Consider the following 25148-nt stretch of genomic DNA (forward strand, 5'->3'; position numbering starts at 1 on the left):
GCCCAACGACTAGAGCGAGAGAACATTTATGAGCTTGAATCCTAGAGACGTCGTGATTGTCGACTTCGGTCGTACGCCGATGGGCCGCTCCAAGGGCGGCATGCACCGTAACACTCGCGCCGAGGACATGTCGGCGCACCTGATCAGCAAACTGCTGGAACGCAACGTCAAGGTCGACCCGAACGAAGTCGAGGACGTGATCTGGGGCTGTGTTAACCAGACCCTGGAGCAGGGCTGGAACATCGCCCGCATGGCCTCGCTGATGACCCAGATCCCTCACACCGCGGCCGGTCAGACCGTCAGCCGCCTGTGCGGTTCGTCCATGAGCGCGCTGCACACCGCCGCCCAGGCGATCATGACCGGTAACGGCGATGTGTTCGTCGTCGGCGGTGTCGAGCACATGGGCCACGTGAGCATGATGCACGGTGTCGATCCGAACCCGCACATGTCGCTATACGCGGCAAAAGCCTCGGGCATGATGGGCCTGACCGCGGAAATGCTTGGCAAAATGCACGGCATCACCCGCGAACAGCAGGACGCCTTTGGCGTGCGCTCCCACCAGCTCGCCCACAAGGCGACCGTGGAAGGCAAGTTCAAGGATGAAATCATCCCGATGCAGGGTTACGACGAGAACGGTTTCCTGAAACTGTTCGACTACGACGAAACCATTCGTCCGGAAACCACCCTTGAAAGCCTGGCGGCCCTCAAGCCTGCCTTCAACCCTAAGGGCGGCACCGTGACAGCCGGTACCTCGTCGCAGATCACTGACGGCGCTTCGTGCATGATCGTGATGTCGGCTCAGCGTGCCCAGGACCTGGGCATCCAGCCGATGGCGGTGATCCGTTCGATGGCCGTGGCGGGTGTGGACCCGGCGATCATGGGCTATGGTCCAGTACCGGCCACGCAGAAAGCTTTGAAGCGTGCCGGCCTGAGCATGGCCGATATCGACTTCTTCGAGCTCAACGAAGCGTTCGCCGCACAGGCCCTGCCGGTGCTGAAAGATCTGAAAGTGCTCGACAAGATGAACGAGAAGGTTAACCTGCACGGCGGCGCGATCGCCCTGGGTCACCCGTTCGGTTGCTCCGGTGCACGTATCTCCGGCACGTTGCTGAACGTCATGAAACAGAACGGCGGCACTTTTGGCGTGTCCACCATGTGCATTGGCCTCGGCCAGGGCATCGCCACTGTCTTCGAACGCGTCTAAGCGTTGCGTTGATGGAAGCCGGGGCCAAGTGCCCCGGTTTTTGTTTTTCCGGGTTTAATAAAAAAATTTGTTTTTATTTTGAAAAGATTTCAGTGAGGGCCGAAGCATGCCGATACAACCTGGGCTCTACCAGCATTACAAAGGTCCGCAGTACCGCGTATTCAGCATCGCGCGGCATTCCGAGACCGAGGAAGAAGTGGTCTTCTATCAAGCCCTGTATGGCGATTACGGCTTTTGGGTGCGTCCCTTGAGCATGTTCGAAGAGTCCGTCGAGGTTGACGGCGAACAAGTGCCGCGCTTTGCTTTGGTGCAGGCCGAAGAGAGCATTTTTTCCAAGCCTTGAGGCCAATCCGCGGGCAACCCTGCGCTTGACCTCACCTTGCAGCCACTATATATAGCGGTGCCGCGTCAGGCGCCAACCGCCTTTCACTTTTTAGAATTCAGGAATTTTCTGATCCATGGGCAAATCGCTGGTCATTGTGGAATCCCCGGCTAAGGCCAAGACCATCAACAAGTATCTGGGCAACCAATACGTGGTGAAGTCGAGTATCGGCCATATCCGAGACCTGCCCACCAGCGGTTCGGCTAGCGCCAGCAAGGAGCCAGCCGCCAAGCGCGGCAAGGCGGCCGCTGGTGAGGCGCCGGCGCTGTCGCCAAAGGAAAAGGCGCGCAAGCAGCTGGTCTCACGCATGGGGGTCGATCCGGAACACGGCTGGAAAGCCAAGTACGAGATCCTCCCAGGCAAGGAAAAGGTCATCGAGGAGCTGCGCCGGCTCGCCAAGGATGCCGACACCATCTATCTCGCGACGGACTTGGACCGCGAAGGGGAAGCCATTGCCTGGCACCTGCGCGAAGCCATCGGTGGTGATGACAGCCGCTACAAGCGCGTGGTGTTCAACGAAATCACCAAGAAGGCCATCCAGGAAGCTTTCTCCGAACCGGGTGAGCTGGACATCGACCGGGTCAATGCTCAACAGGCGCGCCGTTTCCTCGACCGCGTGGTGGGCTACATGGTTTCGCCCTTGCTGTGGGCCAAGATCGCCCGTGGCCTGTCGGCCGGGCGGGTGCAGTCGGTGGCGGTGAAACTGGTGGTGGAGCGCGAGCGGGAGATCCGTGCGTTCATCCCTGAAGAATACTGGGAAGTCCACGCGGACCTTGGCACGGCCAAAGGCGCCAACGTGCGCTTCGAAGTGGCCCGGGAAAAGGGCGAAGCCTTCAAGCCGCTTAACGAAGCCCAGGCCATGGCCGCCCTGGAGAAGCTCAAGGCTTCCACCTACAGCATCGTCAAGCGTGAAGACAAGCCGACCAGCAGCAAGCCATCGGCACCGTTCATCACGTCCACGCTGCAGCAGGCCGCGAGCAACCGCCTGGGCTTCGGCGTGAAGAAAACCATGATGATGGCCCAGCGTCTGTATGAAGCCGGCTACATCACCTATATGCGTACCGACTCGACCAACCTCTCGGCCGATGCCGTGGCGATGGCGCGTACTTATATAGAAAGCGAGTTCGGCAAGAAGTACCTGCCGGACACGCCGAACGTCTACAGCAGCAAGGAAGGCGCACAAGAGGCTCACGAAGCGATTCGTCCTTCCGATGCCAACACCGAGCCAAGCAAGTTGTCGGGCATGGAGCGCGATGCCGAGCGTCTCTACGAGCTGATCTGGCGCCAGTTCCTGGCTTGCCAGATGCTGCCGGCGCAGTACCTGTCCACTACCGTCAGCGTCGGTGCTGGAGATTTCGAGCTGCGCGCCAAGGGCCGCATCCTGAAGTTCGACGGTTATACCCGTGTCATGCCGCAGATCACCAAGCCTGGGGACGACGACGTCTTGCCGGACATGGCCCAGGGTGACGTGATGAAGCTGATCAAGCTCGATCCGACCCAGCATTTCACCAAGCCGCCGGCCCGTTACTCGGAAGCCAGCCTGGTCAAGGAAATGGAAAAACGCGGTATCGGTCGTCCTTCGACCTATGCGGCGATCATTTCGACCATCCAGGATCGCGGCTACGTGGCGCTGCACAACCGTCGGTTCTATTCGGAAAAGATGGGCGACATCGTTACCGAGCGGTTGTCCGAAAGCTTCTCGAACCTGATGGACTACGGCTTCACCGCTGGCATGGAAGAGCATCTCGACGATGTGGCCCAGGGTGAGCGGGACTGGAAGAACGTCCTCGACGAGTTCTACGGCGACTTCAAGAAAAAACTCGAAGTGGCTGAAAGCCCTGACAGCGGCATGCGGGCCAACCAGCCGGTGATGACCGACATTCCGTGCCAGACCTGCGGTCGCCCGATGCAGATCCGTACGGCGTCCACCGGCGTCTTCCTGGGTTGCTCGGGCTACAGCCTGCCGCCCAAAGAGCGCTGCAAGGCGACGGTCAACCTGGTGCCGGGCGACGAAATCGCCGCGGACGACGAGGGCGAGTCCGAATCCCTGGTGTTGCGTGGCAAGCATCGCTGCCCGATCTGCAGCACGGCGATGGATGCCTACCTGCTGGACGAAAAGCGCAAGCTGCACATCTGCGGTAACAACCCGGATTGCGCGGGCTACGAGATCGAAGAGGGCACCTATCGCATCAAGGGCTACGAAGGACCAAGCCTGGAATGCGACAAGTGTGGTAGCGAGATGCAGCTCAAGACCGGCCGTTTCGGCAAGTTCTTCGGCTGCACCAACCCGACCTGCAAGAACACTCGCAAGCTGCTCAGGAGCGGTGACGCCGCGCCGCCGAAGATGGACCCGGTGAAGATGCCGGAGCTCAAGTGCGAGAAGGTCAATGACACCTACATCCTGCGTGATGGTGCGTCCGGTCTGTTCCTGGCGGCCAGTCAGTTCCCGAAAAACCGCGAGACCCGTGCACCCTTGGTGATGGAAATCGTGCCGCACAAGGACGAGATCGATCCGAAGTACCATTTCCTCTGCGAAGCACCGCAGAAGGATCCGGATGGCCGCCCGGCGGTGATTCGCTACAGCCGCAAGACCAAGGAGCAGTATGTGCAGACCGAAGTCGACGGCAAGCCTACGGGCTGGAAGGCCTACTACGACGGCGGTAAGTGGACGGTGGAAGACAAGCGCTGATTGATGGAGGCAAGGAGCCTCCCCAAATCATTCAGACAAAGAACTGTGGGAGCGAGCCTGCTCGCGATAGCGGTTGGTCAGTCATCAATGCTGATCGTGACACCGTTATCGCGAGCAGGCTCGCTCCCACAGGGCACCGCTTGATCCTTTGGCTCTATTTGGCTTGCAGTGGTCTTGGTTGATCCACGACACTGTCGCTCTTGCGTAAAGCTTTCATGTCGCTGGGAGAATGCCGTCATGGCCCACGAGCTCTATACCCGCACCAACCAGAAAATCTACTTCGCCGGCCTGTCGCTCGAAGCGCTCGCCAGGACCGAGGATGGACGTGCGATGAACTCCCCGGCGCTGCTCCAGGCCGGACGCGAGTCGGCCCTGTTTCACCTGTACGGTGCGTTACTGGGCTTGTGCCATGAAATAGCCGGTTTCTATCGACTGCCCCTGGCGAGCGCCCCGCGGGCCGAACTGCTGCTGACCCGGGAAGTGCTGCAGGATATTGCCATTCCGGAAATGGCTGAAATGATTGAACTGGCTCAAAACCCGGAAACCTGGCTGGCCAAGCTGCTGGCAGCCCATGCGGCGCTGTTCCAGCCGCCACGGGCTCCTCGCAAGCCCAAGGGTGACGTGACCCAGCCGTTGATCGTAGCGGTCAATCTGGATGAAGAAGAGCCGGAGCAAGAACTCAGCCGGGAAGAGCTGGAGAGCTGGCGTCAGAACCTCAAGAGCCTGGCGTTGCGCTTCCGTGAAGGGTTGAACGAGTGTTGAGTTTTATTTCAGCTCAAGACCCCCATTGATAACGCTTGGTCAAGATCCCGAGCGAAGCCTGGCCGATGACTATATAATCCTCGCCTTTCGTGGAGAACAGACTTTTATGCCAACGTCCTTTCTAGAAATTGTCGAACTTCCTGATGGCCGTATCGAGCTGCGCAGGGCTGAGGACGAGGGTTCCCTGGTGACTCTGAGTTTCTCCGAAGATGCCAAGGCATTCCTGCAAGGCCAACACGTCGAAGTCGCCAAGGCGATGCTGAGCGTGGGTGTCCAGATGGCAGGGCGCCTGGTTGAAGGCGAATTCAACAACAAGGAAGACGAGGGGCCGCGGGTTCTACACTGATCCCGTCTGTCGGTTTCTTGGAAGTAGTGTTGCCGCCCGGCTTCTCTGTCCTGGAGAAGCCCCTGTGTTTGTCTTAGCCCAGTCGAATGTTCAGACTCTGTGCGTCCCCGGTGCGAGCGGCGCTGATCAACTGTTGTCGAGCTGTTGAGCTCAACGGGTTGAGCCAGCTGACCACCGTATGGCTGCGACCCAGGCGCAAGGCTTCGCAAGTCAACTGTTGAGCGCTTTGGGTACCCCGCGGTTGCAGCAGCAGGATTCGCTCGCGATTAAGACCTGCGTCCCGCAACCAGGCCTGTGTGACACTGGCCGGAGGTGCGATCAGCGTCAACCAGCGGGCTTCCTGGTCCTGGCTTAATTCCCGCAGAATCGGTGCCAGCAGATTCAGGCAGTTCCCGGCTGCACCACGCAGTGACAGTTCACTGAAGGCCTCGGGCTCGACGCTCCACGGCGCCTCGATCACATCTTTCAGGACTGGAGCCAGCGGCTGGGCCATGAAGGCCTCGAACAACGGAAGTTGCGTGTGCTGTGGTGTGTGAGGGAACTGCATAAAGCCTCCTTTAGCGGCGGATGACGCCGACACTCAAGCCTTCGATGACCAGATCCTGTTCTTGCAGGTCCACCTCGATGGGTGCGAATTCAGGGTTCTCGGCAATCAGCCAGACCTTGCTGCCATCGCGTTTGAAGCGCTTGACGGTGACTTCGTCGCCGATACGCGCCACCACGATCTGGCCGTTGCGGGCTTCGCGAGTGGTGTGTACCGCCAGCAGATCGCCGTCGAAGATGCCGATGTCCTTCATGCTCATGCCATGTACGCGAAGAAGATAATCGGCCCGTGGATGGAAGAAGGCGGGGTTGATGTTGCAGGACTCCTCGACATGCTGCTGGGCGAGGATCGGAGCACCCGCCGCCACACGACCGATGATCGGCAAGGTGGTTTCGTCGGCCTTGGCTTCGAAGCCGGGAATACGAATGCCACGGGATGCGCCCGGTGTCATTTCAATCGCGCCCTTGCGGGCCAGTGCCTTGAGGTGTTCCTCAGCCGCGTTCGGCGACTTGAAACCCAGTTCCTGAGCGATTTCCGCGCGGGTCGGCGGATAGCCGTTGTCCTCGAGGCAGCGCTTGATGAAGGCCAGAATCTCTGCTTGGCGTGGCGTCAGCTTTAGCATATTGATCGCTCTGTCTTTTTATACAGTGACTGGGATTATATACAGTGAGCGCCGCTTGGCAATCCTCCTTTTTTCGCGGGCCGCTGGACGGTCGGTCGGGCGGTTGAGGCCACTTGGGCAACAGCCTGTAAAGGTGTGGTTAAATAGCTGACCGGGCGTTCGCAAAACGTCCCGTCAGGCTTGACAACCCCAAGGTCGAAACGTATGTTTCAAACAAGTGTTTGTCAGGCGGAGTAACCATGGCCCAGTCGGAAACCGTTGAACGCATTCTCGATGCTGCGGAACAGTTGTTCGCGGAGAAAGGTTTCGCTGAAACCTCGTTGCGCCTGATCACCAGCAAGGCCGGAGTCAACCTGGCGGCAGTGAACTACCACTTCGGTTCGAAGAAGGCGCTGATCCAGGCGGTGTTCTCGCGATTCCTCGGGCCTTTCTGCCTCAGCCTCGACCGTGAACTGGAGCGTCGCCAGGCCAAGCCCGACGTCAAGCCCACCCTGGAAGAGCTGCTGGAAATGCTGGTGGAGCAAGCGCTCGCCGTGCAGCCGCGCAGCGGTAACGATCTGTCCATCTTCATGCGCCTGTTGGGCCTGGCATTCAGCCAGAGCCAGGGCCATCTGCGGCGTTATCTGGAAGACATGTACGGCAAGGTATTCCGCCGCTATATGCTCCTGGTCAACGAGGCTGCGCCCCGGATCCCACCGATCGAGTTGTTCTGGCGCGTGCACTTCATGCTCGGCGCCGCCGCGTTCAGCATGTCTGGCATCAAGGCCCTGAGGGCGATCGCCGAAACCGACTTTGGCGTGAATACTTCCATCGAGCAGGTGATGCGCCTGATGGTGCCTTTCCTGGCGGCCGGCATGCGCGCCGAAAGTGGCGTCACCGACGACGCCATGGCAGCCGCCCAGTTGCGTCCGCGCAACAAATCCACGCCGGCCCTCGCCAAGGCGTGAACGGGTGGGCGCGGCTGCCCACATCCGCTAAGCTAGCCGCCCATGCCGACTCTCGTTTCGAATCCGTTTCAAATGTCATTGCACGACCGCGACCTGCCGGGCCTGGCGCCTGGCAACGCGGTCGTGCCTGTATTGCCATGCGGGTTCATCGTTACTAAGGAAATGCTATGACTGCTGGCCTGCAAGGCTCGTTGATGGTGGACGTCGCCGGTACCTGGCTGACGGCCGAAGATCGCCACTTGTTGCGTCAGCCGGAAGTGGGTGGGCTGATCATCTTTGCTCGCAATATCGAGCATCCACGTCAGGTTCGCGAACTGAGCGCGTCGATCCGCGCCGTTCGTCCTGACCTGCTGCTGGCGGTCGATCAGGAGGGCGGGCGCGTTCAGCGTCTGCGCCAGGGGTTTGTGCGGTTGCCGGCGATGCGGGCGATTGCCGACAATCCGAATGCCGAATACCTGGCCGAGCAGTGCGGCTGGATCATGGCGACCGAAGTGCTGGCGGTGGGTCTCGATCTGAGCTTTGCCCCGGTGCTGGACCTCGACTATCAGCGCAGCGCGGTGGTTGGCAGCCGTGCCTTTGAAGGCGATCCGGAGCGCGTCGCGCTGTTGGCGGGCGCATTCATTCGCGGCATGCGAGCGGCCGGCATGGCCGCCACGGGCAAGCATTTCCCTGGTCATGGCTGGGCCGAGGCCGACTCCCACGTGGCGATTCCCAACGATGAGCGCAGCCTCGAACAGATCCGCGCCAATGACCTGGTGCCCTTTGCCCGATTGAGCAAGCAACTGGCCGCAGTGATGCCGGCCCACGTGATTTATCCCCAGGTCGATGCCAACCCGGCAGGTTTTTCCCGGCGCTGGCTGCAGGACATCCTGCGTGGCGAACTGCAATTCGATGGCGTCATTTTCAGCGATGACCTGTCGATGGCTGGCGCCCATGTGGTCGGCGATGCCGCCAGTCGTATCGAGGCCGCGTTGTCGGCTGGTTGCGACATGGGCCTGGTGTGCAACGACCGCGCCGCCGCGGAGCTGGCCTTGAGCGCTGCCCAGCGCCTGAAGGTCAAGCCGTCGGCGCGGATCGCACGCATGCGTGGCCAGGCCTTCGCCACCACCGAATACCGCCAGGATCCACGCTGGCTGACGGCAATCGGCGCGCTGAAAGCCGCCCAATTGATTGATTAAGGACGTTTTGTCATGACCGTTTACGCAATTATCGGCGGCACTGGCCTGACCCAGCTCGAAGGCCTGACCATTCGCCGGTCCCTGGCGGTGGATACGCCTTATGGCGCACCGTCGGCCGATATCCAGATCGGCGACTACGCCGGACGTGAAGTGTTGTTCCTGGCTCGCCATGGCCATCCCCATCGGTTGCCGCCCCATCAGGTGAACTATCGCGCCAATCTCTGGGCGCTGAAGCAGGCTGGCGCCGAGGCGATCCTGGCGGTCAATGCCGTGGGCGGGATCCATGCAGCGATGGGCACCGGGCATTTTTGTGTGCCTCATCAGTTGATCGACTACACCAGCGGTCGCCAGCACACCTATTTCGCTGATGATCTGGAAGCGGTCACCCACATTGATTTCAGCTACCCCTACAGCGAGTCTCTGCGTCAGAAGTTGATCGCTGCCCTGGCCGCCGAAGGCTGTGGCTACAGCAGCCATGGTGTATACGCCTGCACCCAGGGGCCACGGCTGGAAACCGTGGCCGAAATCGCCCGCCTGGAACGTGACGGTTGCGACATCGTCGGCATGACCGGCATGCCGGAGGCAGCGCTGGCTCGCGAACTGGAGCTGGACTACGCCTGCCTGGCCCTGGTGGTGAATCCGGCAGCGGGCAAGTCCACGGCGGTGATCACCATGGCGGAGATCGAGCAGGCGCTGCATGACGGGATGGGGAAAGTGAAATCGACCCTGGCGCGTGTATTGATGTAACGCTATCGCGAGCAAGCCCGCTCCCACACTGGAATGCAGGTGTACTCGCTATGACTGCACGACACGAAACCTGTGGGAGCGAGCCTGCTCGCGATGGCGTCGCAACATCCAACATCGCAGGTAACTGAAACACCGCTATCGCGAGCAGGCTCGCTCCCACACTGGAATGCAGGTGTACTCGCTATGACTGCACGACACGAAACCTGTGGGAGCGAGCCTGCTCGCGATGGCGTCGCAACATCCAACATCGCAGGTAACTGAAACACCGCTATCGCGAGCAAGCTCGGCTCCCACAGGGATCAGGCCGCCATATACGGGCCTCAGCGCTTCTCCAGCTTATCCGGCAGGGGCGCGAACAACGCCTCGATATCGTCGCTCTGCAGCTTCCAGTCTCCGGCCACGCGTCCGTCGAGGACGCCGGCGGCGAGGTCGGATTTTTCTTTTTGCAGCAGCTGGATTTTTTCTTCCACGGTGCCCCGGGCAATCAGCTTGTAGACGAACACTGGCTTCTCCTGGCCGATGCGATAAGCCCGGTCGGTCGCCTGGTTTTCCGTTGCGGGGTTCCACCACGGATCGTAGTGGATCACCGTGTCGGCTTCGGTCAGGTTCAGGCCAACGCCACCCGCCTTGAGGCTGATCAGGAAAATCTGGCGCTTGCCGCTCTGGAATTCCTTGACGGGCGTGCGCCGGTCCCGGGTCTGGCCGGTCAGGATGGCGTAGTCCACGCCGCGTTTTTTCAGCTCATCTTCGATGAGCGCCAACATCGACGTGAACTGGGAAAACAGCAGCACCCGACGTCCCTCTTCAAACAGCTCGTCCAGCATTTCCATCAGGCTGTCGAGCTTGCCCGAGGTGCTGCCTCGGGCAGGTGGGGCATCGCTGATCAGTCGCAGGTCGCAACACACCTGGCGCAGCTTGAGCAGCGCTTCGAGAATGATGATCTGGCTGCGGGCAACGCCCTTGCGGGTGATTTCGTCGCGCACTTTCTTGTCCATGGCCAGGCGCATGGTTTCGTAGACGTCCCGCTGGGCATCGCTGAGTTCGACCCAGTGGACGATTTCGGTCTTGGGTGGCAATTCCGTCGCGACCTGTTCCTTGGTTCTGCGCAACAGGAAAGGTTTTACCCGGCCATTGAGGTGTTGCAGCCTGATGTCGCTGCCGCGCTTTTCGATGGGCACGCGGTAATCGCGGTTGAAACTCTTCACGTCCCCGAGCCACCCGGGCAGCAGGAAGTGAAACAGTGACCACAGCTCGCCCAGGTGATTTTCCAGGGGCGTACCGGACAGGCACAGTCGCTGCCGGGCATCGAGCTCCCGGGCGGCCTGGGCGGCTTTACTGGTGGGGTTCTTGATGTATTGGGCTTCATCGAGGATCAGCACATGCAGTGGCTGCGTCTTCAGGCGTTCGACATCCTTGGGCAGCAAGGCGTAGGTGGTGAGCACCAGGTCGTAATCGGCCAGCCGTTCGAAGTGCTTCTTGCGCCCGGCGCCATACAGGGCCAGCACCTTCAGTTGCGGCGTGAAGTGGGCGGCCTCGTCGAGCCAGTTGGGAATCAGGCTGGTGGGCATCACCACCATGCAGGGACGGTCGAGGCGGCCGGCGTTTTTTTCGCTGAGAATGTGCGCCAGGGTCTGTAAGGTCTTGCCCAGGCCCATGTCGTCCGCGAGGATGCCGCCGACTTCCAGTTGCCGCAGCGACTGCATCCAGCTCAAGCCTTCGAGTTGATAAGGCCGCAGCGTTGCGTTCAGGCCCTCCGGCACGGTGGCGGTGTAGTCCTTGATGTCCCGCAGGCGTTGGGCCAGGCCACGAATGTGCTCGCCGCCTTCCCAGCGCAGTGGCATGTCTTGCAGGGGATTGAGGCGCAAGGCATCCGCGCTGTTCAGGCGCAGCTTGGTGGTGCCGGGCTCGTGCAGGTAGAACTCGCCCAGAGTCGCCAGCACCGGTTTCAGCCGGCCGTAGGGCAGGGCCACTTGTTGCGGGCCGAACTCCGAGTTCGGACGGTTCGGCAAGTTGACCAGGATGAGTTCGTCGTCGCGGCGCCTCGCCAGACGTTCCGGGTTGAACAGTTCGATGTGCGAGCGCATCAGGTTCAACAGGATCGGCAGCAGGCTCAATCGCTCGCCATTGACGATGATCCCCAGTTCCAGATCGAACCAGTCCCGCTCCGGCGTTTCCTCGACGGTGGCGTACCAGTCGTCCACGGCGGTCAGGTCGAAGCCGAAATCTTCATCGATCTGCAGCTCCCAGCCCTGGCTGCGCAGTTTCGGCAGATCATTGAGCGTGAACGTCAGCCAGGCGCTGTCGTTGACCATCTCGTACAGTTCGCCGGCACTTTCCGGTAGGGCCTTGCTTTGCCGGGTCGCGATCTTGAAGCCGAGGATCCGTAGCTGCTCGCGGTAGGACTGCTCCACATCGGTGTGGCGTTTTATTCGCAGCGTTTGTGTTTCCTGGCGAATCAGCACGTCAGTATTGCGTTGGCCGCTGACGTACTCGTCCAGATAGCTGAACGACAGGGCCGCGCGGTGTTGGATGTAGCGCTGCATCTTGCCGTTACGCGGCTCGAAGGCGCTGAACTCTATGCTCGCCAGCCACAGGCGCGGCATGGGTTGGACGTTGTCCACCAGCACCTGCGGCGGGGCCTTGGGGCTGCGGTTGTCCAGTACTGCCTGGAGTTTCTCCAGCAGTTGGGCGTCTTTCTCGGCAGCCGGATAGGCCAGGGTTTCCTGGACTTGCAGCAACACCGCCGCGCAATGCTTGCAGTTGATGCGCACCGGGCAGGAACACGCGGCTTCGAGCAGAATCAATGTGCCTTTGGCTGACTCTTTAAGGCGAATGGTCTGACGATAAACATTGCCACCAGAGCCTTCGCAACTGGCGGTGATGGTGCTTTCTCCGGTCTCGACGATCCTGACGCGGTTTTCCAGTGCGTAACGGCGCCCACGCTCCAGGCTCTGTTCCTTGAATCGATTGACCCAGGAAGGTGCCAGGGGTTTGCTCAGGGGCGAGGGCATAGGCGCGCCGTTCAGTCCGGAATGACGTCAGGTGCCTGCCGTGGAGCGGGCGCGGTCAACGAGGTGATCTTGATCAGCAGGGCCAGGTGACCGTTGTCCAGGTAGTTGAGCTGGCCGTTCTTGGTATGGCTGTTCTGCTTCATGCGTTCGCTCGCGGTGACGAGGCCATTGGCATCGATTCGGTTGATCCAGAAGTCGGCATCCACGTCGGTGAAGCGTCCCAGTTTCAGCCCCAGGGTGCCTTCGATGGGGAACTGGCCGAACTGTTCGGTGCCGTCGCTGATGGCGATTTTGCTGCCCTGTTCGCCGATGTTCTGCTGCCAGGCCTTGTGCATCAATACGGTGTATTGGCCGCTGGCGTTGAGTTTCTCCACGATGCCCCTGAGCGCTGGGGTGCGCTGGCTGTCGGCGGGCAGGCGTTGCGCGCCGGCGTCCCAGTCTTCCGGGGCTGCACGGCTGATAATCACCGGTTCGGCATTCTGGCGCAGCAGAATCATTTCGACCTGATACAGGTCGTCGGCAAACGCCAGGGGAGCGACCAGGGTCAGCAGCAAGGTCAGTGAGCGAAACAGGCGCATGGGGCGTCCTTCAAGCAGTGGTCGGGGTGAGGCGCTCGAACAGCGCTTCTACGGTATTGAAACGTTCTTCCGGGCGCTCCATGGGCACCATGAACTTGAACATCGTGGCGCCTTCGAATTTGTAGCGCTTGGGCTGGCCCTGGATCAGCTTGATCAGTACCAGTGGATCGACCGGGGTCTGGGCTTCGAACTCGATCCGACCGCCATTGGGGCCGCCGTCGACTTTCTTGATGCCCAGTTGTTCGGCCTGGAGCTTGAGCAGCGTCGTTCGCACCAGGTTCTTGGTCGGTTCCGGCAGCAGGCCGAAGCGGTCGATCATCTCCACTTGCAGGTCCTTGAGTTCTTCCTCGTTGGTGGCCGAGGCAATGCGCTTGTAGAGAATCAGTCGCGCATGGACATCCGGCAGGTAATCCTCCGGGATCAGCGCCGGCACCCGCAGGTTGATTTCCGGCCCGCCACCCAGGGGCTGGTCGAGGTTCGGCTGTTCGCCCTTGCGGATCGACTTGACCGCCCGTTCCAGCATTTCCATGTACAGGGTGAAGCCGACGGCCTGGATCTGGCCGCTCTGGCCGTCCCCCAGCAGTTCGCCGGCACCGCGGATTTCCAGGTCGTTGGTGGCGAGCACGAAACCGGCTCCCAGGTCCTGGGTATTGGCGATGGCCTCCAGGCGTTTTTCCGCGTCGGGGGTGATCTGCTGGCGTGGCGGCGTCAGCAGGTAGGCATAGGCCTGGTGGTGACTGCGCCCGACCCGGCCGCGTAACTGGTGCAACTGGGCCAGGCCGAACTTGTCGGCCCGCTCGATGATGATGGTGTTGGCGCTCGGCACGTCGATACCGGTCTCGATGATGGTCGAGGCGATCAGCACGTTGAATCGCTTGTGGTAGAAGTCGCTCATCACCTGTTCGAGTTCGCGTTCGCGCATCTGCCCGTGACCGATGCCGATCCGTGCTTCCGGCACCAGCTCGGCCAGGTCGGCGGCGCACTTCTCGATGGTCTTCACGTCGTTGTGCAGGTAATAGACCTGGCCGCCGCGCAGCAGCTCACGCAGCAGCGCTTCCTTGACCGTGCTCTTGTTCTGCTCCATGACGAAGGTGCGCACCGACAGGCGGCGGGCCGGCGGCGTGGCGATGATCGACAGGTCGCGCATGCCCGACACTGCCATGTTCAGCGTGCGTGGAATCGGCGTAGCGGTCAGGGTCAGGATGTCGACCTCGCTGCGCAGGGCCTTGAGCTGCTCTTTCTGGCGTACACCGAAGCGGTGTTCTTCGTCGATGATCACCAGCCCGAGGTTCTTGATCTTCACGTCGTCCTGCAGCAGCTTGTGCGTGCCGATGACGATGTCGATCTTGCCCTCGGCCAGGTCGGCCACGGCGGCGTTCACTTCCTTGGCGGACTTGAAGCGGCTCATCACTTCCACAGTGACCGGCCAATCGGCGAAGCGGTCGCGGAAGCTGTTGTAGTGTTGTTGGGCGAGCAGGGTGGTCGGCACCAGGATGGCGACCTGCTTGCCGCTGTGCACGGCAATGAACGCGGCACGCATCGCCACTTCGGTCTTGCCGAAACCGACATCGCCGCACACCAGCCGGTCCATCGGCTTGGGCACGAGCATGTCGGCGCGCACGGCTTCGATGGTGGTTTGCTGGTCGACGGTTTCCTCGAACGGGAAACCGGCGCTGAAGGTTTCGTAGTCGGCTTTCGGGTCGGCGAAGGCATAACCCTCGCGCGCGGCGCGGCGGGCGTAGATGTCCAGCAGTTCGGCGGCCACGTCGCGCACCTGTTCGGCGGCCTTGCGCTTGGCCTTCTGCCAGGTTTCCGAGCCCAGGCGATGCAGCGGGGCCAGGGCGTCGTCGCTGCCGGTGTAGCGTGCGATCAGGTGCAGGTTCGCCACCGGCACGTAGAGCTTGGCGCCTTCGGCGTATTCCAGGGTGAGGAACTCGGCCGCCTGGTTGTCGATTTCCAGTGTCGCCAGGCCCAGGTAGCGACCCACGCCGTGGTCGATATGCACCACCGGCGCGCCTTCGCGCAGCTCGGTCAGGTTCTTGATGACCGCGTCGTTGGCGGCATCGGCACGCTTCTCACGGCGACGGCGTTGCATGACGCGCTGGCCGAACAGCGGGCTTTCGGCCACCAGCGCCACCGCCGGATCATCGAGTACCAGGCCTTCGTCCAGCGGCGCGATGGTGATTGCCAGTCGATCCTTGCTCGCGACGAAGTCCGGCCAGCTGTCGATCGTTTTCGGCCGCAATTTCAGGCGCTCGAGCAACTCCAACAGCACTTCGCGCCGCCCGGCGGATTCGGCGGTAAACAGCACGCGGCCAGGAAACTCGTCGAGAAAGCCGGCCAGCGCCGCCAATGGCTGCGTGGCCTTGGCTTCGATCGCCAGGTCTGGCAGGGCTTTGGCGGGGAAGCGTTCACGGCCGACGCCGGGCTCCACGTCCTGCTGGCTTGCCACCACGCGTGGCCAGGTCTTGAGACGAGCAAAGCAGTCTTCCACCGGCAGGAACAACTCCGCAGGCGGCAATAAAGGACGGGACGGGTCGACGCGACGTTCTTCGTAGCGATTGCGCACGTCGTTCCAGAAGTTTTCCGCTGCCTGTTCGATCCCTGGTAACGAGAACACCTGGGTGTCCTGGGGCAGGTAGTCAAACAGGGTGGAAGTCTCTTCGAAAAACAGCGGCAGGTAATACTCGATGCCGGCGGGGGTGATCCCGCTGCTCAGGTCCTGGAAGATCGGGCAGCGACGGAAATCCACGTCGAAGCGCTCGCGAAACCGCGCCTTGAAGCGGGTCACGGCGTCTTTCTGTAGCGGGAATTCCTTGGCGGGCAGCAGGCGGACCGACTGGACCTTGTCGATGGAACGCTGGTTTTCCGGATCGAAGGTACGCAGGGTCTCGATTTCGTCATCGAACAGGTCGATGCGATAAGGCAGCTTGCTGCCCATCGGAAACAGGTCGATCAAGGCGCCACGTACCGCGAACTCGCCGTGTTCGTACACGGTGTCGACGCAACGGTAGCCGCTGGCCTCCAGTCGGGTGCGCATCTGCTCCACATCCAGTTTCTGGCCGATATCCAGCACCAGGCTGCTGCCGAGCAGGAACCGGGTCGGGGCCAGGCGATGTAGGGCCGTGGTGATGGGCACTACCAAAACGCCATGACTGAGCTCCGGCAACCGATAAAGGCTGGCGATTCGCTGGGAAATGATGTCCTGGTGCGGCGAGAACAGGTCGTAGGGCAGGGTTTCCCAGTCCGGAAAATGCAGAACTGGCAGATCCGGGGCGAAGAAACCCAGCTCCTGCTCCAGCCGCTCGGCGCTCTGGCTGTCGGCGGTCAGCAGCAGGGTAAAGCGCTTTGCAGCGCTGGCGGCCTCGGCAATGGCCAGGCTCAGGGCGGCACCGGGCAGGTTGCCCCAGTGCTGTTTACCTGCCGTGGCAGGGAGAAGCGGAAGACGCAGAACGGGCACGGAAGGTTGAGCTCCAAGCGTTGCGACAAAGTCGACAATTGTAGCGGGGTAAAGGGGCGGCTGTCAGTCGCAGACTACCCGGGCAGAGGGGAAAACCACGGCGCGACAGGCGCGCATTGCTCCGGCGTGGACTCGGCGGCATAATGTAGCCCCTTTTTTCAGCCCCTACATGTGGAAGGTTCCCGTGACTCAGAAGCCCGACCAGTGTCTTGGTGAATGGATTGATCGTGAAGCACTCGCCGAAGCGATGATCCCTCTCATCGGTCAGCTCTACCGCAATAACAACGTGGTGAGCTCGATCTATGGCCGCAGCCTGATCAACCAGTCTGTCATCGCGATTCTCAAGGCGCACCGCTTTGCTCGCCACCGTTCCTCCGACGACAGCGAACTCTCCGTCCACGAAACATTCCCTCTGCTCAAGGCCATGAGCGAGCTCAAGCTCGGCGCGGCTTCGGTGGACCTGGGCAAGTTGGCGTTCAAATTCCGCAACGAAGGCAATGGCCGTAGCGCCGAGCAGTTCGTGCGTGAAGAGATGGCTGATGTGGTTGGCCAGCAGAACGTTTCGGCTCGCAAAGGCACTGACGTGGTCCTGTACGGCTTCGGTCGTATCGGCCGTCTGCTGGCGCGCATCCTGATCGAGAAAACCGGTGGTGGCGACGGCCTGCGCCTGCGGGCCATCGTGGTGCGCAAGGGCGCCGAGAACGACCTGACCAAGCGTGCCAGCCTGCTGCGCCGTGACTCGGTCCATGGTTCGTTCAACGGCACCATCACCATCGACGAAGAAAACAACACCATCACCGCCAACGGCAACCTGATCCAGGTGATCTACGCGAAGAACCCGACCGAGGTGGACTACACCCAGTACGGGATCAAGGATGCGCTGCTGGTGGACAACACCGGTGTATGGCGTGACGCCGACGGCCTGGGCCAGCACCTGGCCTGCCCGGGTGTCGACCGCGTTGTCCTGACCGCGCCTGGCAAGGGCAAGCTGAAGAACATCGTTCACGGCATCAACCACGGCGACATCACCGCGGACGACAAGATCGTTTCCGCCGCCTCTTGCACCACCAACGCCATCGTGCCGGTGCTCAAGGCAGTGAACGACAAGTTCGGCATCGTCAACGGTCACGTCGAGACAGTTCACTCGTACACCAACGACCAGAACCTGATCGACAACTTCCACAAAGGCGATCGTCGTGGCCGCAGTGCCGCGCTGAACATGGTCATCACCGAGACCGGCGCCGCCACCGCTGCCGCCAAGGCCCTGCCTGAGCTGGCCGGCAAACTGACCGGTAACGCGATCCGTGTGCCGACGCCTAACGTGTCGATGGCCATTCTCAACCTGAACCTTGAGAAAGCCGCCACCCGTGAAGAGATGAACGAGTACCTGCGCTACATGGCGCTGCACTCCGATCTGCATAAGCAGATCGACTTCGTCAATTCCCAGGAAGTGGTGTCCACCGACTTCGTGGGCTCGCGCCATGCCGGTGTCGTGGATGCTGAAGCAACCATCAGCCAAGACAACCGCGTTGTTCTGTACGTCTGGTACGACAACGAGTTTGGTTACAGCTGCCAGGTGGTTCGCGTGATGGAAGACATGGCCGGTGTGAACCCGCCAGCGTTCCCACGCTAAGCGCTAGCCGCCCATAAAAAACGCCCCGACTTGTCGGGGCGTTTTTTTGTCTGGGGGTTTTGTGTTGGCCTCACGGGCCTCATCGTCGGATCGCCGCCCGGAGCAAGCCCGCTCCCACAATTTGACCGCGTACACTCTGTGGGAGCGAGCCTGCTCGCGATAGCGGTTGATCAGGCGCCGCTAACGGCTGAAGCCTGCGCAGTCCGCAGTTGATGACGATTGCCCTTGAACAGCACCAGGGTAGCAATCAGTCCCAGCACCGCCGCACCGCTGAGCCATATCCCCGGCGCAGCCTTGTTGCCCAACACATGAATCAAATAAGTGCAGGCCGCCGGTGTGAATCCACCGAAGGTTGCGGTCGCCAGGCTGTAGGCCAGGGAGAACCCGGTGGTGCGCACTTCCACCGGCATGATTTCCGTCAAGGCCACCACCATGGCGCCGTTGTAGGATCCATACAGGAACGACAACCACAGCTCGACGATCAGCAAATGGCTGAAGCTGGGGTTCGCCACCAGCCAGGACAGCGCCGGATAGGCCGTCAGGATTGCCAGGATGGTCGCGGCGAGCAGCAGGGGTTTGCGTCCGACCTTGTCGGAAAATGCCCCCATCACCGGCAACCAGAAGAAATTCGACAGGCCGATGCACACGGTGACCAACAACGCGTCCAGGTCCGACAGGTTCAACTCGGATTTGCCGAAGGTCGGCGTATAGGCGGTGATCAGGTAGAACGACACCGTGGTCATCACCACCAGCGCCATGCCGGCCAAGACGATGCCAAAGTTCTGGCCGATGGAACGGATGATTTCCGACAGGGTGGGGCGGTGCTTTCTCGCCTGGAATTCAGGCGTTTCTTCCAGGGAGCGACGGATCACGAAAATCGCCGGTACGATCATGCAACCTACCAGGAAGGGTACACGCCAGCCCCATTCGCCCATTTCCTGCGGGCTCAGCCAATGATTGAGGCCAACCCCCAGGAGCCCGGCGAATACCACGGCAGCCTGTTGGCTGGCGGATTGCCAACTGACAAAGAAGCCCTTGCGCCCGGGTGTGGAGATTTCCGCCAGGTACACCGACACTCCACCGAGCTCGACCCCTGCGGAGAAACCTTGCAACAACCGACCCAGCAGCACCAGCAACGGTGCCACCACGCCCAGGGTGGCGTAGCCCGGTACGCAGGCGATCAGCAAGGTGCCGGCGGCCATCATCGCCAGGGTGATGATCAGGCCTTTGCGGCGACCATGGCGGTCGATGTAGGCACCGAGAAAGATCGCCCCCAGCGGGCGCATCAGGAACCCGGCGCCGAAGGTGGCCAGGGACAGCATCAGCGAGGCGAAAGCACTGTCGGTGGGGAAGAACGTCTTGGCAATGGCCGTGGCGTAGAAGCCATAGACCATGAAGTCGAACATCTCCAGGAAGTTGCCGCTGACAACGCGAAAAATCGCCTTGCCGTTGCTCGTGTTGGAAGGCATGTGTAGGTACTCACTCTGGTAAATCTTGTTGGAAACGCAGTACCTGTAGGAGCGAGCCTGTGGGAGCAAAGCTTGCTCGCGATGAACGAAGGCGCGGTCTTGCAGGTGGACCGAGTCGTTTGCGTCGCGAGCAAGCTTTGCTCCCACAGGTCTGCTCCCAGAGGTCTGGTCCCACAGGTTGTTGCATCTGGACTGGCGGACACTGAAGTCCATAATGGCCGTCGTGGTTTTGAGGGGGGATGAAGATTTGTTAACTGGACGATGGGCAACGCTTGTGATGCTGGTCGGCGTACTGTCCGGCTGCGGCAACGGCGATACCCTGGAGCGTTTCGACGGCCCGACCATGGGCAGTCATTATTCCATCCAGTACGTCAGGCATGCGGCCACACCAGGCCCGGCAGTGGTGCAGGCCGAGGTCGAGCAGATCCTTGCCGACGTGGATCGGCAGTTATCCACTTATCGCAGCGACTCGGACATCGAACGTTTCAATGCGCTGCCGGCCAACAGTTGCCAGGTCATGTCCGCCCCGGTGCTGGAATTGATTGGCTTGGGGGAGCAGTTATCCGCGCAAAGTGGCGGTGCTTTTGACCTGACGGTCGAACCGCTGCTGAACCTGTGGGGCTTCGGTCCCCAGTCCCGGGAAGAGAAGGTGCCGAGTGCCGAGGTCCAGGCCCAGGTGCGCCAGCGCGTCGGCCATGGTCACTTGCGTATCGAGGGCGACCGGCTGTGCAAGGATGCCCCGGTGGAAGTCGATTTCAACAGCATTGCCGCCGGCTATGCCGTCGACCGGATCGCCGCGAGGCTCCAGGCCCTGGGCATCGACAGCTACCTGGCCGAAGCCACCGGTGAACTCAAGGCGCTCGGGCGCAAACCTGACGGTTCGGCGTGGCGCGTCGCCTTGGAGGCGCCTCGGGATGACCAGCAAGTGGCCGAGCGTGTCATCGAGGTCAATGGCTACGGTGTTTCAACTTCCGGCGACTACCGCCGATACTTCGAGCAGGACGGCACGCGCTATTCCCACACCTTCGATGCGCGCACCGGTGCACCGGTCCTGCACGACCTGGCGTCAGTCACGGTGATTCATCCTTCGGCGTTGATGGCCGATGGACTGTCGACGCTGTTGCTGATTCTCGGGCCTGAGCAGGGTTGGGACTATGCCGAGAAACATGACATTGGGGTATTTTTCGTGCTGCGGGACAAAGATCGTTTTGTCACCCGTACCAACGATGCGTTTGAACGGATCAGCAGCGGAAAAACCCAATGATGACAGGCTGGTGAAAGCGTAGGTGTGGCGAAATAACGCAGCAAAACTAGCCTCTGACGCGACCAAGGGGTAATGTGCGCGGCGTTGACGCTTCGATAGACTGCGGCCGGGCGCGTGAACCGGCCCAAAATTGTTCCTTCATGCCGCAACCCGGCGTGATTTAGCCGTCGGCGCCATATCGGGTGCCACGGCCTGTTCTGAGGAGTACGCATGGCTGTCTACAACTACGACGTGGTGGTACTGGGTTCCGGCCCGGCGGAGAAGGTGCGGCAATGAACGCCGCCAAGGCAGGACGCAAGGTGGCGATGGTCGACAGTCGTCGCCAGGTCGGCGGCAACTGCACCCACTTGGGTACCATCCCGTCCAAGGCCTTGCGTCACTCGGTCCGGCAGATCATGCAGTTCAACACCAACCCGATGTTCCGGGCCATCGGCGAGCCGCGCTGGTTCTCCTTCCCCGACGTGCTCAAGAGTGCCGAGAAGGTGATCTCCAAGCAGGTGGCCTCGCGTACCGGCTACTACGCCCGCAACCGTGTCGACGTATTCTTCGGCACCGGCAGCTTTGCCGACGAGCAGACCGTGGAAGTGGTGTGCGGCAATGGCGTGGTGGAAAAGCTGGTGGCCAAGCACATCATCATCGCCACCGGCTCGCGTCCTTATCGTCCTGCCGACATCGATTTCAACCACGCGCGTATCTACGATAGCGACACCATCCTCAGCCTGGGACATACCCCGCGCAAGCTCATCGTCTACGGCGCCGGGGTGATCGGTTGCGAATACGCGTCAATCTTCAGCGGCCTGGGTGTGCTGGTGGAGCTGGTGGACAACCGTGGCCAGTTGCTGAGCTTCCTGGACTCGGAAATCTCCCAGGCCCTGAGCTATCACTTCAGCAACAACAACATTACGGTGCGCCATAACGAAGATTACGATCGCGTCGAAGGCGTGGATAACGGCGTGATCCTGCACCTCAAGTCCGGCAAGAAGATCAAGGCCGACGCCTTGCTCTGGTGCAACGGTCGCACCGGCAATACCGATGCCCTGGGCCTGGAGAACATCGGCGTGAAGGTCAACAGCCGTGGCCAGATCGAAGTCGACGAGAACTACCGCACCTGTGTGCCGAACATCTACGGTGCCGGTGACGTGATCGGCTGGCCGAGCCTGGCCAGTGCCGCCCACGACCAGGGTCGTTCGGCCGCCGGCAGCATCGTCGACAACGGCAGCTGGCGTTTCGTCAACGACGTGCCGACCGGTATCTACACCATTCCGGAAATCAGCTCGATCGGCAAGAACGAGCAGGAACTGACCCAGGCCAAGGTGCCTTATGAAGTGGGCAAGGCCTTCTTCAAGAGCATGGCGCGGGCGCAGATCGCCGGTGAGCCGCAAGGCATGTTGAAGATCCTGTTCCACCGCGAGACGTTGGAAGTGCTCGGCGTGCACTGCTTCGGTTACCAGGCTTCGGAGATCGTCCACATCGGCCAGGCGATCATGAACCAGCCAGGCGAGCTGAACACGCTGAAGTACTTCGTCAACACCACGTTCAACTACCCGACCATGGCCGAAGCCTATCGGGTAGCGGCCTATGACGGGCTCAACCGGCTTTTTTGAGCGGCTCCGGCCGGTGGCCTGAGCCGGCCGGGGAGACCGATTTCAGCCATTCTCGAGCGTGGCAGTGGCCAAACCGGGAAAGTCTGTAATCAGGCTGTCAGCGCCAAAGTCGGCGAGTCTGCGCATCAGCGCAGGCTCGTTGACGGTCCACACCGACACATGCAGCCCCTGGCGCTGCGCCTTGATCAGGCGCTCGGGCGTGCACAAGGTCCAGTTCAACGCCAGAATCTCACAACCGTAACTCTGGGCGACCTTCAGCGGGTCGAGCCAAGCGTACTCGGCCACCAGCCCGCGGGAGATGTCCGGCGTCAACTCCAGCGCGGCCTTGAGCACTTCCCGGGAACTGGAGGTGATGGTGACTTTGTCCAGCAGGCCGAAGCGCTGGGCCATCTCGCGGATCCCCAGCACCGTGGCTGCCGCCCGGGTGCGTGAAGCGCTCTTGACCTCCAGTTGCCAATGCTCGAAATCACACTTCTCGAACAGCTCTTCCAGGCGTGGGATCGGGCACGGTGTGATCCAGCCCGGGCCACCCTTGCGCGCATCGTAGGTCACCAGTTCGGCGGCGGAGTGCTCCACCACCTTGCCCCGGCGGTCGGTCGTGCGCTTGAGGGTCGGGTCGTGGATCACCATCAACTCGCCGTCCATGGACAGGTGCAGGTCGAGTTCGCAACGGCGTACACCGTGCTTGAGACATTCCTGAAAACCGGTCAGGGTGTTTTCCGGTGCTTCGCCCTTGGCGCCGCGGTGGCCATAAATGAGGGTCACGGTTCTTCCTTATTGATACCTGATTCGTTCTGTTCCCGCGCCAGGCGGCGTTCTTGCGCCTGTTTCTGCAGGATGTAGCGGGCCAGCAGCTGGCGCTGGGCGTCGGTCGGGCGTTCGAACTCGGTGCCTACGTCGTAGCCGTCGCCCTTGGGGTCGCAATGGGTGACCCGCGCCCGCAGCAACAGTCCCAGGGCCTGGGGCATGAGCACCAGTTTGATCGACAGGTGCGCGCCGATGGCAATGGCGGTGGGGTACTGGAAGTCGATGCCGCCTTCGGAAATGATCACCGGTTGCGGCTCGCCGATCTCGCCGAGCACAGTCAGGGCAATGACCTGACTGAGCAGGTCGATACGTTTGTTCATCACCTTGAGATAGGCGGCGATGCTGCGTTCGCGCTCGCTGATCTGGCGCAGCAGGTGCTGTGACTCGAACTCGCTCAGGTGCAGTTCGCTGAGCAGATTGAACAATGGAGAAGGATCCTGCAACACTTCCTGGCCAGCAGCTTCAGGAATGGAGAGGGGCCGAATTTCCAGTGCGATCGTGTCCTCGATACGGTAGTATTCGCGGCGATCTTCTTCATCTAATGTCGACATGGCGAACCCATGGTAGCGGCGGTGGTCTGAGTGTAAAGCTGGTTTGAGACCCCCGCCACAAGGACGTTCCTTTTCCCCCGAACAAGCCCCGACATGTTCAGACCTCTCTTCGTATTCATCGGCACGCGTTATACCCGTGCAAAACGTCGCAATCATTTCGTATCGTTCATTTCCCTGACATCCATCATCGGGCTGGCCCTTGGCGTGGTCGTGATGATCGTCGTGTTGTCGGTGATGAACGGCTTCGACCATGAAATGCGCACCCGCGTGCTGGGCATGGTGCCCCACGCCACCGTCGAATCCGGCGAAGCCATCAGCGACTGGCCGAGCCTGGCCGCCAAGGTCAGGCAGAACCCGCAGGTGCTGGCCGTTGCGCCGTTCACCCAGATGCAGGGGCTGCTGACCAACGACGGCAAGGTGTCCAAGGTGCTGCTCAACGGCATCGACCCCGGGCTCGAGCGGCAGGTGTCGATCATCGACAACTTCATGCAGCAGGGCCGGCTCGACGACCTGGCGCCGGGCAGTTTTGGCATCGTGATCGGCGACAAGGCCGCGACCAAGCTGGGCGTGGCCATTGGCGACAAGCTGACCTTCGTCGCGCCGGAAGTCACCGTGACCCCGGGCGGCGTGTTCCCGCGCATGAAGCGCTTTACCGTGGTCGGCATTTTCCATGTCGGCGCCGGGGAACTGGACGGTTACCTGGGCGTTACCAACCTCCAGGACCTGGCGCGCCTGCATCGCTGGAAACCGGACCAGGTCCAGGGGCTGCGGCTGAAGTTCGACGATTTGTTCCAGGCGCCGCGTGCCGCGTGGACCATCGCCCAGCAGCTCGGTGAAGATCGTTACTACGCCCGGGACTGGACCCGCACCCACGGCAACCTGTACCAGGCGATCCGCATGGAAAAAGCCATGATCGGCCTGCTGTTGCTGCTGATCGTCGCCGTCGCCGCGTTCAACATCATTTCCACCCTGGTGATGGTGGTGAACGACAAGAAGGGTGATATCGCCATTCTGCGGACCTTGGGCGCCACGCCGGGACAGATCATGCGCATCTTCATGGTCCAGGGCACCGTCATCGGCGTGATCGGTACGCTGGTCGGCGCCCTGGTCGGGATGTTCGCCGCGCTGAACGTCAGCGCCGCGATTGCCGCCCTGGAAGGCCTGATCGGGCACAAGTTTCTCAACGCCGACGTGTATTTCATCGACTACCTGCCATCGCAACTGCAGGCCGACGATGTGTTGATGGTCTGCGGCGCCGCGTTGATCCTGAGTTTCCTCGCCACCCTGTATCCAGCCTGGCGTGCCGCGCGCACCCAGCCTGCGGAGGCGTTACGTTATGAGTGAGTCGGG

The 25148-nt window shown here is 61.4% G+C and carries 19 protein-coding genes and 1 pseudogene; 12 read left to right on the plus strand and 8 right to left on the minus strand.

Annotation, left to right across the window (positions count from 1 at the left end):
* The first annotated feature begins 28 nt into the window (after positions 1–28).
* The 5 genes from fadA to PCOSP_RS09755 all read left to right on the plus strand — a co-directional run bounded on the left by fadA (position 29) and on the right by PCOSP_RS09755 (position 5383).
* Positions 29–1204 (plus strand): acetyl-CoA C-acyltransferase FadA, encoded by a 1176-nt coding sequence (gene fadA / locus PCOSP_RS09735; RefSeq protein WP_139648812.1) that lies wholly within the window; start codon positions 29–31, stop codon positions 1202–1204.
* Positions 1205–1310: 106 nt separating this feature from the next.
* The gene (locus PCOSP_RS09740) at positions 1311–1547 is read left to right on the plus strand and encodes a DUF1653 domain-containing protein (RefSeq protein ID WP_003199644.1); all 237 of its coding nucleotides are present in this window, start codon (positions 1311–1313) and stop codon (positions 1545–1547) included.
* Between the two features lie 115 nt (positions 1548–1662).
* The gene (topA, locus tag PCOSP_RS09745) at positions 1663–4275 is read left to right on the plus strand and encodes a type I DNA topoisomerase (protein ID WP_139648811.1); all 2613 of its coding nucleotides are present in this window, start codon (positions 1663–1665) and stop codon (positions 4273–4275) included.
* Positions 4276–4512: 237 nt separating this feature from the next.
* Positions 4513–5037 carry a DUF6586 family protein gene (locus PCOSP_RS09750; RefSeq protein ID WP_139648809.1) on the plus strand — a complete coding sequence of 175 codons (525 nt, stop codon included), beginning with the start codon at positions 4513–4515 and terminating at the stop codon, positions 5035–5037.
* A gap of 106 nt (positions 5038–5143) precedes the next feature.
* Positions 5144–5383 carry a hypothetical protein gene (locus tag PCOSP_RS09755; RefSeq protein WP_041022021.1) on the plus strand — a complete coding sequence of 80 codons (240 nt, stop codon included), beginning with the start codon at positions 5144–5146 and terminating at the stop codon, positions 5381–5383.
* A gap of 73 nt (positions 5384–5456) precedes the next feature.
* On the opposite strand, the gene sulA is transcribed toward PCOSP_RS09755, so the two are convergent.
* The gene (gene sulA, locus PCOSP_RS09760) at positions 5457–5930 is read right to left on the minus strand and encodes an SOS-induced cell division inhibitor SulA (RefSeq protein WP_139648807.1); all 474 of its coding nucleotides are present in this window, start codon (positions 5928–5930) and stop codon (positions 5457–5459) included.
* Between the two features lie 10 nt (positions 5931–5940).
* Positions 5941–6549, minus strand: a complete 609-nt coding sequence (gene lexA / locus PCOSP_RS09765; RefSeq protein WP_024777918.1) for a transcriptional repressor LexA — start codon at positions 6547–6549, stop codon at positions 5941–5943.
* Positions 6550–6788: 239 nt separating this feature from the next.
* Here lexA and PCOSP_RS09770 point away from each other — a divergent pair, with 239 nt between their 5' ends.
* The 3 genes from PCOSP_RS09770 to PCOSP_RS09780 all read left to right on the plus strand — a co-directional run bounded on the left by PCOSP_RS09770 (position 6789) and on the right by PCOSP_RS09780 (position 9421).
* A complete protein-coding gene (locus PCOSP_RS09770) occupies positions 6789–7496 on the plus strand; it encodes a TetR/AcrR family transcriptional regulator (protein ID WP_041022016.1) in 708 nt (235 codons plus the stop codon).
* A gap of 179 nt (positions 7497–7675) precedes the next feature.
* Positions 7676–8674 (plus strand): beta-N-acetylhexosaminidase, encoded by a 999-nt coding sequence (gene nagZ, locus PCOSP_RS09775; protein WP_173668667.1) that lies wholly within the window; start codon positions 7676–7678, stop codon positions 8672–8674.
* Between the two features lie 12 nt (positions 8675–8686).
* Positions 8687–9421: an S-methyl-5'-thioinosine phosphorylase gene (locus tag PCOSP_RS09780; protein ID WP_139648804.1), complete on the plus strand. Its 735-nt coding sequence runs from the start codon at positions 8687–8689 to the stop codon at positions 9419–9421.
* Positions 9422–9741: 320 nt separating this feature from the next.
* On the opposite strand, the gene PCOSP_RS09785 is transcribed toward PCOSP_RS09780, so the two are convergent.
* From PCOSP_RS09785 to mfd, 3 genes are read right to left on the minus strand one after another with little or no spacing between them, the layout of a single operon-like run.
* Positions 9742–12432, minus strand: a complete 2691-nt coding sequence (locus PCOSP_RS09785; RefSeq protein WP_139648801.1) for a DEAD/DEAH box helicase — start codon at positions 12430–12432, stop codon at positions 9742–9744.
* An 11-nt stretch (positions 12433–12443) separates the two neighbouring features.
* A complete protein-coding gene (locus PCOSP_RS09790) occupies positions 12444–13010 on the minus strand; it encodes a CsiV family protein (protein ID WP_139648798.1) in 567 nt (188 codons plus the stop codon).
* Positions 13011–13020: 10 nt separating this feature from the next.
* Entirely contained in the window at positions 13021–16470 is a 3450-nt protein-coding gene (gene mfd / locus PCOSP_RS09795) for a transcription-repair coupling factor (RefSeq protein ID WP_464710950.1), read from the minus strand.
* A gap of 169 nt (positions 16471–16639) precedes the next feature.
* On the opposite strand from mfd, the gene PCOSP_RS09800 reads away from it, so the two are divergent.
* The gene (locus PCOSP_RS09800) at positions 16640–18103 is read left to right on the plus strand and encodes a glyceraldehyde-3-phosphate dehydrogenase (protein ID WP_041020650.1); all 1464 of its coding nucleotides are present in this window, start codon (positions 16640–16642) and stop codon (positions 18101–18103) included.
* Between the two features lie 170 nt (positions 18104–18273).
* Here the strand turns inward: PCOSP_RS09800 and tcuC are convergent, their stop codons facing one another.
* Positions 18274–19572 (minus strand): MFS transporter, encoded by a 1299-nt coding sequence (gene tcuC, locus PCOSP_RS09805; protein ID WP_139648795.1) that lies wholly within the window; start codon positions 19570–19572, stop codon positions 18274–18276.
* A 277-nt stretch (positions 19573–19849) separates the two neighbouring features.
* On the opposite strand from tcuC, the gene PCOSP_RS09810 reads away from it, so the two are divergent.
* Complete coding sequence (locus PCOSP_RS09810; RefSeq protein WP_464710952.1) at positions 19850–20836, plus strand: FAD:protein FMN transferase; 987 nt, start codon at positions 19850–19852, stop codon at positions 20834–20836.
* Positions 20837–21046: 210 nt separating this feature from the next.
* Positions 21047–22440, plus strand: a pseudogene (gene sthA / locus PCOSP_RS09815) (Si-specific NAD(P)(+) transhydrogenase).
* Positions 22441–22482: 42 nt separating this feature from the next.
* Here the strand turns inward: sthA and PCOSP_RS09820 are convergent.
* A complete protein-coding gene (locus PCOSP_RS09820) occupies positions 22483–23205 on the minus strand; it encodes a glycerophosphodiester phosphodiesterase (protein ID WP_139648791.1) in 723 nt (240 codons plus the stop codon).
* Positions 23202–23798 (minus strand): PilZ domain-containing protein, encoded by a 597-nt coding sequence (locus PCOSP_RS09825; protein WP_139648789.1) that lies wholly within the window; start codon positions 23796–23798, stop codon positions 23202–23204. Before PCOSP_RS09825 ends, PCOSP_RS09820 begins: the two co-directional genes overlap by 4 nt.
* A gap of 93 nt (positions 23799–23891) precedes the next feature.
* On the opposite strand from PCOSP_RS09825, the gene PCOSP_RS09830 reads away from it, so the two are divergent.
* On the plus strand, positions 23892–25142 hold the full coding sequence (locus PCOSP_RS09830; protein ID WP_464710954.1) for a lipoprotein-releasing ABC transporter permease subunit: 1251 nt from the start codon (positions 23892–23894) through the stop codon (positions 25140–25142).
* Positions 25143–25148 lie beyond the last annotated feature (6 nt).

This window comes from Pseudomonas sp. MAFF 730105, assembly GCF_055380705.1.